General features: G+C 45.7%; 8 protein-coding genes. All 8 read right to left on the reverse strand.

The window, feature by feature from the left end; genetic code table 11:
- Window positions 1–3: 3 nt before the first annotated feature.
- Window positions 4–1,284 (reverse strand): phosphoribosylamine--glycine ligase, encoded by a 1,281-nt coding sequence (gene purD, locus LEP1GSC052_RS19565; RefSeq protein ID WP_020986830.1) that lies wholly within the window; start codon window positions 1,282–1,284, stop codon window positions 4–6.
- On the reverse strand, window positions 1,274–3,922 hold the full coding sequence (locus LEP1GSC052_RS19570) for a valine--tRNA ligase (RefSeq protein WP_010575981.1): 2,649 nt from the start codon (window positions 3,920–3,922) through the stop codon (window positions 1,274–1,276). Before LEP1GSC052_RS19570 ends, purD begins: the two co-directional genes overlap by 11 nt.
- Window positions 3,923–4,013: 91 nt before the next feature.
- Window positions 4,014–4,448, reverse strand: coding sequence for a DUF1801 domain-containing protein (locus LEP1GSC052_RS19575; RefSeq protein ID WP_010575980.1), 435 nt, complete (start codon window positions 4,446–4,448; stop codon window positions 4,014–4,016).
- A gap of 76 nt (window positions 4,449–4,524) precedes the next feature.
- Window positions 4,525–5,316 (reverse strand): TetR/AcrR family transcriptional regulator, encoded by a 792-nt coding sequence (locus LEP1GSC052_RS19580; RefSeq protein WP_020985744.1) that lies wholly within the window; start codon window positions 5,314–5,316, stop codon window positions 4,525–4,527.
- Between the two features lie 150 nt (window positions 5,317–5,466).
- Window positions 5,467–7,083 (reverse strand): cytidylyltransferase domain-containing protein, encoded by a 1,617-nt coding sequence (locus tag LEP1GSC052_RS19585; protein WP_020985736.1) that lies wholly within the window; start codon window positions 7,081–7,083, stop codon window positions 5,467–5,469.
- Window positions 7,058–8,602 carry a spiro-SPASM protein gene (locus tag LEP1GSC052_RS19590; RefSeq protein ID WP_020986449.1) on the reverse strand — a complete coding sequence of 515 codons (1,545 nt, stop codon included), beginning with the start codon at window positions 8,600–8,602 and terminating at the stop codon, window positions 7,058–7,060. Before LEP1GSC052_RS19590 ends, LEP1GSC052_RS19585 begins: the two co-directional genes overlap by 26 nt.
- A 49-nt stretch (window positions 8,603–8,651) precedes the next feature.
- The gene (locus LEP1GSC052_RS19595; RefSeq protein ID WP_010575975.1) at window positions 8,652–9,689 is read right to left on the reverse strand and encodes a putative peptidyl-prolyl cis-trans isomerase; all 1,038 of its coding nucleotides are present in this window, start codon (window positions 9,687–9,689) and stop codon (window positions 8,652–8,654) included.
- 79 nt (window positions 9,690–9,768) lie between these two features.
- Window positions 9,769–11,844 carry a methyl-accepting chemotaxis protein gene (locus tag LEP1GSC052_RS19600; protein ID WP_010575974.1) on the reverse strand — a complete coding sequence of 692 codons (2,076 nt, stop codon included), beginning with the start codon at window positions 11,842–11,844 and terminating at the stop codon, window positions 9,769–9,771.
- Window positions 11,845–11,971 lie beyond the last annotated feature (127 nt).

Below are 11,971 nucleotides of genomic sequence, written 5' to 3' on the forward strand. Positions count from 1 at the left end.
AAGTTAAAGGGCTCTGTGTCCGATGTCTTTTCTATAAAACGTTTTGGGAGCCTGGATTTTTTCCAGGAAGGAATAAGCCTGGTCTACCGAACTCTTTAGATCGGTTCCTTGAGCTACTACTCCGAGAATTCTGCCCCCGGATGAAAAAACTTTTCCATCTTTTTTTAACGTTCCCGCATGAAAAAGATAAACGTTTTGACCAGACGTTTCCGGAAGGTTTAACGGAATATTTTTTTCGTAAGAATCGGGATATCCTTTCGCCGCAAGCACCACTACCGTCGACGCGCCGCTTTTTACCGCCGCTTTTACGTTTTCGATTTTGCCTGTGGAAGCTGTATAAAGAAGTTCTAATAGATCTCCGTCCAGCATCGCGAGTACACACTGCGTTTCGGGATCTCCGAATCTGCAGTTGAACTCCACGACTCTCGGTTCGCCGTCCGAAGAGATCATCAAACCCGCGTAAAGAAGTCCTCTGTAAGGATGTCCCTTTTTGCGGAAAGTCTCGAACATACGATCGAATACGCGTTCTTTCACTTTTTCTAATATAGTTTCGGTGACCACCGGCGCGGGACAATACGCTCCCATTCCTCCGGTGTTCGGTCCTTGATCTCCGTCGAAAGCCCTTTTGTGATCCTGAGCCGCGGGAAGAAGAAAGTAGGAATCTCCGTCCGAAACGGCGAAGATGGACGCTTCTTGTCCGTCCATAAATTCTTCGATAACGACTTGGTTGCCGCTCTCGCCGAATTTTTTGTCCTCGAAAATTTCCTTGAGCGCGTTGACCGCCATCTCCTTGGTCGTCGCCACGGTCACGCCTTTGCCCGCGGCCAAGCCGTCCGCTTTGATGACGATCGGAATCGACTTGGATTCCAAGTATTTTAAAGAAGATGAATATTCAGTAAACGTTTTATACTCCGCGGTGGGGACGTTCGCTTCCACCATCAGGGATTTTGCGAAATCCTTGGAGCCTTCCACTTGAGCGCAATAAGAATCGGGTCCAAACGTGGGGATTTTCAATTCCGCGGCCCAATCCGCAAAACCCGCGACCAGCGGATCTTCCGGTCCGACCACGATGAAGTCGAAAGGATTTTGTTTCAGATAGGATTGAACCGATTGTTTATCCAAAACTTGAAACGAATTCGAGGGAAGAATCTCCGAATCCGGAAAACCGCCGTTTCCCGGAAACACCTTCAATTCGCTTAACAACGGGGATTTACGAAGATGAAACGCGATCGCGCTTTCTCTTCCGCCGGAACCGATCAGAAGGACTTTCAACTTAGCTTGCAAGATTTTGAATCCCCTTTTTGAGAACTTCCACTTTGTCCACGAGCGTATTTAGTTTTTCCCTTTCTTTCTCGACCACGTCGGGAGCGGCTTTCGAAAGAAATCCTGGATTGGCCAGTTTCGCTTCGAGCTTTTCCTTTTCGACTTCGGATTTTTGAAGTTCCTTTTCAAGACGCGCTTTTTCCTTTTCGACGTCGATCAGTCCTTCCAAAGGAAGAATGATTTCTCCCTTTGCGAAGTGCGAAACAGAATCCGTTTTTTGAATCTCGTAGGATTCTTCGATTCGAATCGATTCGAGACGCGCGAGTTGTAAAAGAGAAACCTCGTTTTCGCGGATCGAAGAGATCGCAAGATCGTCTCCCGATTTTACGATCGCCTTACACTTCTTATCCGGTGTGACCCCGTTTTCGGAGCGCATAACGCGGATTTTGGTTACGATTTCCTGAAGAAGATTCAGCTTCTGAACGCCTAACGCGTCCGATGCGATCGGATAAGCGCTCGGATACGGAGTTGTTGCGATAAACTGATCCGAAAAAACGGAGTGAACTTCTTCGGTTAAAAACGGCATAAACGGATGCAAAAGTCCTAATGCACGAGTGAGCACGTCCACGAGAACCTGTTTGGCGACTTCCGCAGAACGCGGAGAAACTTTTCCATAGGCTCTCGGTTTAACGAGTTCGATATACCAATCGCAGAAATCTCCCCAAACAAATTCGTAGATCGCCGCGGCCATTTCGTAAAAATGAAATTTAGAATGCGCCTTGTCGTATTCTTCCAAACAACGATTGAATCTGGAAAGAATCCATTGGTCCATCGGTTCGAGATCTTTTTGGATTTCAGGAGTGATTCCGGTCGGTACGAAGGATTCTTCCAGGTTCATAAGAATGAATCGGGACGAGTTCCAGATCTTGTTGCAGAAGGAGCGATAACCGTCTAACCGCGATTCGTCGAAGAGGATATCCTTTCCTTCGGGAAGTGTGGCCGCGAGGAAGAATCGAAACGAATCCGTTCCGTATTTTTCCATCATCACGAGAGGGTCGATCACGTTGCCCACGGACTTGGAGAATTTTTTTCCGTCCTTATCCCGCACCAAACCGTGTATGAGTACTTTATGAAATGGTGGAGCTTGCATGAACTTCATTCCCATCATGATCATTCTGGAAACCCAAAAGAAGATGATGTCGAAGCCGGTCACAAGAACGGAAGTAGGGTAGTATTTTTTTAAGTCCTCCGTTTGATCCGGCCAACCCATCGTCGAGAACGGCCAGAGCTGCGAAGAAAACCAAGTGTCCAAAACGTCCGGATCCGGTTGCACTTCCTTAGAACCGCAGGAAGGACAAACGGTCACGGGAGTTTCGGAAACCTCGATGTGTTTGCAAGTTTTACAATGATACGCGGGAATTCTATGACCCCACCAAAGTTGTCTGGAGATACACCAATCTCGAATGTTGTTCATCCATTCGAAAAAAGTTTTTTCCCACATTCTCGGGACGAATTCCACCTGACCGCTTTGAACCGCTTGCACCGCGAGGTCCGCAAGAGGTTTGATTTTTACGAACCACTGAGTGGAAAGATACGGTTCGATCACCGCTCCTCCTCTCGAGTTGTGACCGACCGCGTGCACGTGGTCTTCGATTTTTTCGATCAGACCTTTCGCTTCCAGATCGGCCACTACCTTTTTGCGGGCGTCGAAACGATCGAGACCCTTGTAAGCGCCCGCGTTTTCGTTCATCGTTCCGTCCGGGTTCATCACGAGCAAAGGTTTGAGTCCGAGTCTTTGGCCCGCTTCGAAGTCGTTCGCGTCGTGAGCCGGAGTGATCTTAACAAGACCGGAACCGAATTCCTTATCCACGAAAGAATCGAACAAAAGAGGGATTTGTCTGTTCGTCAATGGAAGATCCAACATCACGTCCTTAAAGGACGCATAACGTGCGTCTTCCGGGTTCGCACAGACCGCGACGTCTCCGAGCATGGTTTCCGGTCTTGTCGTCGCAACGACTAAGAACTGATTCGGTTTTCCGTGAATCGGATATTTGATATGATAGAGCTTGCCTTTTGTTTCTCTGAACTCGACTTCGAGATCGGAGATCGCCGTTTGAGACGCGGGGCACCAGTTGATGATTCTTTCGCCGCGATAGATCAAACCTTCGTCGTATAGGGATTTAAAAACTTTGAACACGGCCTTGGAAAGACCTTCGTCGAACGTGAATCTTTCTCTGGACCAATCGACGGATTCTCCCAAAAGTTTTTGTTGGCGGGTGATCATACCACCGGAATGGTCTTTCCATTCCCAGACCTTGTTTACGAATTCTTCTCTCGTAAAATCGGTTCTCTTTTTTCCTTCTTTGGCGAGTTCTCTTTCGACGACCATCTGCGTTGCGATTCCGGCGTGATCCATACCGGGAAGCCAAAGAGTCGACTTGCCTTTTTTACGTTCGATTCGAACGAGAATATCTTGAATCGTATGATTGAGCGCGTGACCGATGTGCAACGATCCCGTAACGTTGGGAGGAGGGATTACGATGGAGAAAGATTCTTTCGAATTCGGATTCGGTACAAAGGACTTCTTTTCTTCCCAGAGTGAAATCCATTTACTCTCGACTTCTTTCGGTTCGTAGCGATCGCCTATTTGCTTTTTCATGGCCGTTAAAAAACAGGTTTTCCTGCTTTTTCCCGGGGTCAAGAGGATTCAAACGGAACCGTCTATCGGAAGCGAAAAATTGACCCCGAACCTAGTTTTTAAGCGAACGAGTATTTTGTCTCAAAGCGCTTTTTTTAGAGGGAGAATTTCTTTTAATCGCGATTCTTTCCTTTCCGTTTAAGGACTTCGTTTTAGATTTTAGAATGGAACGGATCGAACTTCGAATTTCCTTCCAAGGAATCGGGTTCTCGTCTCGAATCGTAAAACGGAATTTGGCGTCCACAAGGCTTGGAAATTTCTTTCTGATTTCGGTCAATGGAGCGGATTTACAGATATGAATCGAAATCGAATTCTTTTGCGCGCCGATCGCGATCCAGTTTTCGTTCAGATGATACGTGGGAATTTTCTGGTCCATAGATTCCAGAATTTCGGGAAAGGATTCGATGATCCACGCGCGGATCGAAAGGATTCTTTCCTTTTTGATTTCCGCCTGAGAATCTATATAACGCGAAATCCCGGAGGACATAACGAACGTTGGAACGGGGATGAATGAAAAAAAACACATAGCGAATCGGTCAAAAAATAAATTCCAAAACGAATTTCTATTTTGCCTTTCCTCCTTTAGAGTTTGAAGACTTTAGAGGATTCCGTTTCGCGTTGTTTTTATTCGATTGTTGTTTTTCAAATTCACGGGAAAACTTTCGAAGGTTTTCCACGGAGGCCATCAATTCTTCCTTGGGAAAGGGAAAATCGATCGGCACTTTGATTCCGAGTATGGACGAGAATAGTTCGTGCGAATTCTTTTCGTTTTCGTAGATCAGATCGGGGTCGGCGTCGCTCAGGCCCAACATGTAAAGTGCGAACTTTTCGTTCTGCACGTTGCTCATCGCGATGATGGCTTCCGCCAAAAAAACGGGAGGCATCTTGTTCGAAAACGATCCGTCCTCTTGTCCTTCGCGAATCAGATCGGTGAGAAAAGCGATGTCCCTTTTGATGACTTCCTTTTCCAGATTCGATTTGAGGATCAGGTTTTCGGGTAGATAAATCGCCTTTAAAAAAAAGAATATCATTTCCGGATTTTTTTGAATCCAATCGAAATGAAGTTCGTGAATCAGTTTCAATTTATCTAATGTGTTTTTCGGTTTTCTCGCGGCCACCGATTCGAGCAGATCGCGGGTCAGTTCGTCGGAAAGCGTTTTGATCAGTTCCATCAGAAGTTCTTCTTTGGAGCTGAAGTGATGATAGAACGTGCCTTTGGCGATTCCGAGTTCGTCGATGATGTCGTGAATCGAAGTGCTTTCGTAGCCCTTGGTAAAGAAAAAGTTTTTGGCGCAACCGAGAATGTCCTCTTTGCGTTCCTTTCCCTTTTGTATGTTCAGGTTTTGTTTTTTCATGGGCCAAAAACCGACCGACGGTCGGTCTATTTTCTGGGACCCGGATTGGCCCGGTCAATCAAAAATTTTTAGGGAAAATGTAGGAACTACCACGTTTTTCGAAAATGATCGGGAAGAATCGGAACGAATCTCGGAACATTCGGATTCTTTTTAAGAATGTAGGAACTCCTCTATTTTACGAAGCAAAAGAGAATATCCGTCTCCGCCTACGACTGAGGAAGCCGTCCGTAGAAGGTCCGGCGATTTTCCGAAATCACCCGAACCCAATTCTCCCGCAAACGGGATTCCGTATTCTTTTTCACAGAGCAAAGAAAGGAAAGAATGAACCGGCCCGATCGAAAACGTGCAGACTTTTTTGTTCAAAAAGATCGCTTCGAACAAGGATTGACCGAAGTAACCGACAAAACCCGAAGAAGAAGCCAAAAGATTTTGGAATTCGAACCGGGAAACCCGAGGAATAAATTCAATCGAATCTTCGACGGTCGGAACTCCGCCGACTCGAAGAATGCGCGTTCGTGTTTGGGCCGGGCCTTGGCGGTACCGTTCGATTTGCTCCGCGCCTCCGATCCGACTCGAAAGAAACAAATCCAATTCCCTCGTAAAGTCGAGGCCTATGTTGCCCGCATAACAAAGAATATGTGAACCGACCTTTCGTTCCGCGTTCCGCAAAGAAGGAGCGATCAAAATTTGATTCAAAGAAAATTCGGTTCGATTTTTCGGATGAGGAAGCAGGTCGTAACGGCCGTATTTGTCCCTTTCCGGTCCGAAATGATCCAAAAGAAGAACTTTAGTTTTTGAATATTCAGGAATTGGAATATCCCTGGAATCAACGATCAGCAAATCGGTTTCTCCGTCCTTTGGAAAATCGCGAAACCAGATCGTCTCCTTCGAAGACGAAGACAAAAGAGCGAAAAGAATTCTCGAACGTTCAAAATGACCGCTTCCGAATTCTTGCGGATCTCCGACTAAAAAACCGATCCTTGATTTTTTTACGGTCTCGGATTGAGGAGTTTGAAACCGGATCTGTTCCACGTTTTGATTTCCCGAAAAAACGCCCGGATCTTTTTCATAAAGTTCGATACATTCTTTCGCGCCGAAAAAAAAGCCGGATTTGTAAAGCGAACGAAAGATAAGCGAAGCGGTCTCGAAGTCCTTCGGTTCGTCCACGGTCAGTCTGAGTTTGGGAAGAATCTCCTTTTCGGATTCGGTAAGCAAAGAAGGAATCTTAAGAATCCGAAAACGATCCGGATTCTCCTTGATATGAAGACTTACGTGTTCCTTATGTCGTTCCTCAAGAACGTTAGGCGTCCATTGAAGCGCGTCGCGTGTAAAAATTTCTCCGCCCATTCCCAAAGGAAGCCCGGTGATATACGCGAGATCCGATTTCGAAAACGAGAACGCTTGTAAAAGTTGATCCAAGTGAAGCGTATCGTAAAACGGATTGTCCCCGGTAAGACGCAGAATCGTTTCGGCTTCGTAAAACTCGGAAGCGTCCAAATATCTTTTTCGTACGTCCAAAAGATTTCCCACAAACCAACGATAGTTTCTTTTCTCCAAAAAGGAACGAAGCTCTTTGTCTTCTTCCGGTATGAGATAGACGATCTGTTCTTCTGGAAGAACCGTTCGAATTCTTTCTTGGATTCTATCGACGAGGGTTTTGCCGGAATCGGGCGGGAATTCCTTTAAGACTTTTCCCGGAAGTCGGGTCGATCCGGTTCGAGCTTGGACGAACGCGTAAACCTTACGCGTTGAACGTATACCATTCATCGCAACTCAAACAGGGAGCGTTCGTGGTTTCGTGTTTTCCGTTTAAGGAATTTGCAAAGGACGAAAGTCCTTTTTGCCAAATCTGCATTAAGGTTTCATTGTGTAGATTTCCGGATTCTTTTCCGTGGGTTTGTTTACAAACGGAAACGCTTCCGTCCGAATTCACGTAAAGATCCCGGTTGAGATGCCAGCAGAATTCTCTTTGAATCGGAGTCAGATCGGTGACCCGTTTTTCCGGCATCAATCCCGCGTAACGGTTGTATTTTTGAAGAACGACTCCGTATCCTTGTTTTTCGGTTTCGTCCACCCAGGCTTCGACCTCTTCTTCTACTTCCTGGATTTTTAAGAATTGAAGATAGATCCGATTTTTAGGAAAAACTTTTCCCAACTTCTCCAAGTTGGAAAGAACTCGATCCGATTCTTTTTTGCTGTAAAGGTTCGCGTATTTTTCGGGATTGCGGGTCGTGAGGTTCACGATCCAGGTGATCTTTTCCTTGGAAGCCTGATCCAACGTATTCAAAAAATCTAAAATAGAATCGAGGTTCGTATACAACGCGGTTTCTATCATCAGCTCCTGAAGAAGATTCGGAGAAGAATGAAGAACGGTCGATACGAGTTTCGTAAACTCGGGATGCAAAAGAGGTTCTCCGAGTCCGCCGAAACAAACGCTGTATTCGTTGGAAAAGGATTCTTCCTGTTGTTGGATTAGTTTTTCCAAAATCGCGGGGCTTAAAAACGTTCCGTCCGTTTCGTTGGAAACGAATTGTCTCGGACAAAAACCGCAAGCGAGTTCGCATCCGCGATAGACTTCGAGTTCGAGATACGAAGGGCCGGTTCTAAAAACTTCGGGATGAGTTTGGATCCAAGGAAGAATTTCCGAATAACTCCATTCTTCCTTGGATTTTAAAAATCCCCGAACCAAGTTTAAGGATCTTTTGTTTTTTAAGGAGAAGTCGAGTCTGTACTGACGAAGATCCGGAGCGTGATAAAAAATCTCCACGTCGAAATGATTGATGTTCTTATTCAGATATTCCTGTGCGCCGTTTTGAATCGTATCGGGGATCGCGTTCGTAAATTCCCTCGAAAGAATCGTGGGAACGATTCCGGCGGGAAGATTTTCACTGTAAGAGTATTGGGAAAGATATCGATCGTGTCTTGCGTAGATCTCCGCGCTTAGATCCGCGTCCAAACAGGGAAAAAGTCCGGTGAAATAAAAAAAGGAAGCGTCGTCCCAATCCGGATCTCCGGTTCTGGAAGCGGGAAGTTCCGCCGAAATCTTTTTTAGAAACGCGATTTCGGAAGAATTTTCCAAAATCTGAATATTCAAAAAATTGTATATGTTTAGTTTTGAGTCGAAGGGCCAGGAGTTGAAAAAGACCTTGGAATCCGGCAGAATTCCCGAAAGTTTTTTCAGGGAAAGGCGGAGCAGATTCTCCCTTTCCGTCGAAGACAAGGAACCCAAAAGGGAAGCGGTTTCCGGATTGAAAAAAACCGCAGAATGGGAAATCGGAAATTTCATGGCTTGAATTTAGTATCGGTCGGATTTTCGAAACTCGTAATACTCAAAATCAATCCAGGTGAAACGTCTCTTCTTTGAGAGGAATTTTATTTTCTTTTCTGTAGGAATCGTCGAAGATCTGAATCGGGATTTCGGCTCTCGATTCCTTCAACCATTTGTGAAACGTGTCTTCTTCTTTGTCCCGATAAAGAATGTTTTGAATTCCTCCGCGCAGGTTTTCCATCGGGGTCGGTCGTTTGCCCTCGATTTTGAGTATGCAATATCTTTTACGTTCGTCTCGAAACACGTCCGAAATTCCTCCGTTGGGAAGAGGGGCCGCGATCGTCGCCGTGACCTTGCTGTATTTATAAAGATCAAAGGAGGAAATCCATTCCACAAGTCCTCTTCTGGATCGGAGCGCGGGATCGTTTCTCGGAGAACCCGCGACCAGAGAAAAGGAAGAAGGATCGGCGATCACCGATTTTCTGATTTCGGAAACTTCCTTATAGAGTTTGTTTTCTTCTTGGACCGAATCGTTTTCGGGAGCGATCGAAATGATTCTATAACGAATTTCGAATCCGACCTTGTCCTTGTTTTGATTGTACCAGTTTCGGATCTCGCTTTCGCTCGGAGGAGGAACCGCGATTTTCAACTGAAGAAGTTGACCCTTTTTGATTTGATACGGAAGTTCCGTAACCCAGAGTTCGAAGGACATTCCCGAAGAAGCTTCCATCGCCTTTTCGAATTGTTTGCGGCTGGTGATTCCCATCACTTCCATTCTTTTTTCGATTTCGGACTCGACCCTTTGTTCGTTGACTTGGATCGATTCTTCTTCGGAAACCACGTCCACGATCGCGCGGTCGATGAGAAAATCTATGATTCTCGTTCTGAGGGATTTACGGAAGTCCTCGTGTTTTAAATGTTTTTGAAGACGGTTGTATTTTTCACCGGCGTCGTCCAGATCGAGTTCCGAAATGGAAACCGTTCCCACCGTGGCGATGACCCGGTTTACCGATTCGGCGGTTTGAACCGGTTTTTGAAGAAATAGAAACACAAACATTCCTGCAAAGAAGAAGGTTTTTGCGTATGTTTGTTGCGAACGGTTCATGCACGGCTCCAAGGGTAAGAATTGCCTTTGATCTGTAAGATCCTAAGCAAGATCCCTTGGTTCAACCGTTTTTCCGGATTTAGTTGGTCTTAAACTTGCCCACTAATTGTCCGAGGTTTTCGGCTTGTCCGTGCATGTTTCCCGAGAATGACGTGAGATCGTCCGCGCCCGCGGCGATTTCCTGAGTTCCGTCGGAGATGCTCACGATCGTTTTTGTGATTTCGTCCGTGGCTCTTTTTTGTTCGAGAACTGCTTCTTCGATTTGTAAACTGAAGGTCATGAGTTCGTTCGCGCTTTGAGAAATTTCTTTCGTGTTTTCTTCCTGAGTTTTCACCGAAGTCAAAACGTTCTTTGCGTAACGATCGAATTCTTCGACTTGTTCTCTGAGTTTTTTAAGAACGTTAGACGCTTCCGAAACTTTCGTATTTCCGTTTAATACGGCGTTGTTTGTAGAGTTTACAAGAGCCCCGATTTCTTGAACGCTCGTGGAAGTCTGCGAAGCAAGTTTTCCGATTTCTTCCGCGACGACTGCGAATCCTTTTCCCGCTTCTCCGGCTCTTGCTGCTTCGATGGCGGCGTTGAGTGCCAACAAATTTGTCTTTTCCGAAATCTCGGTGATGATGGAAAGAATTTCCGTAATCCGAGACGCGCTTTCACCGATCGCCGCCATAGCGCTTGTGGAAGCGATCATCGCACTTTCTCCGGTCACACCTTGTTCTTTGGATTCGGCGGCAAGCCTAACGAGATCCTGCATTTCCCGATTGATGTTCGCAATTTGTTCTTTAAGACGATCCACGTTTCCATCGATTTCTTTCATGCTGGAAACCGCTTTCTCCATGGACTTTCCGACGTTCTGCGCGGAAGCCGCGAGTTCTTCGACAGCCGCCGAAGATTCTTCCGCAGCGGACGCTTGTGTTTGTGCGACATCGGAAAAACTTCTCGAAGAATCCGCCATCTTCTCCGAAGTTCCTTTGAGAGTATGTGCGGAACCTCCGATTTCACGAACGACTTTCAAAAGATTCTCCCGCATCTGGTTCATCGAATGAAGAAGAGTTCCGATTTCGTCGGAGCGGTGATACGTTTTTTCAACGACTAGATTTCCCTTCGCGATTTCCTCCGAGAAACCGATCGCTTTGAGAAGTCCGGTAGTAATCAATTTTTGGAATATAAAACTCAAACAGATTAAAACCGAAATCAAAATCAAAATCGCCGCAACATAACTTTTAAAAAGAATGCTCAACACTTCGCTTTGATAAATGGAATCGGGAACGCTGACCTGCATTACCCAATATCGTTTGTCCTTACCGACGTGAAACGGAAAGTAGTAGTGCGTATGTCCTTCCGAGTTGTACGTGAAATTCTTTCCTTCGTGTGCGAATTTTAAAAAGTGATCCAGCTCGGCTTTGTCCGGAATTTTCTTTCCGATCAAAGAAGGATCTTTCCCGTTGACGCCGTATAAACCGCTCGGAGAAATCAACGTCATAAATCCTTGACCGCGAAACGGTTTTTCTTCCCCGAATTTTTTTTGAAGTTCTTCGATTCTCAAGTCGATCCCGCAAGCTCCTCGAAAGAATCCGTCTTTGCTGATCGGCGCGACGATCGAAAGCATCATAACTTCTTGATTGCCCGCTTTATAAAGATACGGTTCGGAAACGAAGTACGTGTTGTTCTTTTTCGGAATCTGATAATAGTCTCCGCTTCCGTCGGTCTTATCGTAGTTGATGGAAGGTTCAATGAGCGCTTTACCTTTTTCACCGGATTGAAAGACATACGGAACGAATCTTCCGCTTCCGTCGTGCGCGGAAGCGTTTCGATATTGAGCGTCTTTTCCGTCGTAAAGATTCGGTTCGTAGACGAGCCAAAGAGCGAAGAACGTGGGATTTCTTTCGATGACTTCCTTCATCGAAACGATGATCTGTTCCCGAGACGGAGAAGTAAAAATCAAAGGAGAACGAAAGCCTCTCGCGTAAAACATCGCGGAGTCGAGAATGTCCTTCACTTCCAAGGACCAACGTTCGGAAGTGATCGCGGAATTATTTTCCACTTCGGATTTAAGATTCTGATACGAAGTGACAGAATTGATTGCGGCAAGAATGCTGAATCCGATAAACAAAACCACTGACAAATAAAGCGAAATACGAACTCGAATACTCATACCTTTCCACCTTTCTTACTTCCAAATAGGGAAGGATTATTGTAACAAAAATGTAAAAGTTATCAATTCAAATACTAGACATCCTCCTTTTGTTCCGGTAAGAATTATAATTTACAATGTGTTTTAT

The organism is Leptospira kmetyi serovar Malaysia str. Bejo-Iso9, from assembly GCF_000243735.2.
GTDB lineage: Bacteria > Spirochaetota > Leptospiria > Leptospirales > Leptospiraceae > Leptospira > Leptospira kmetyi.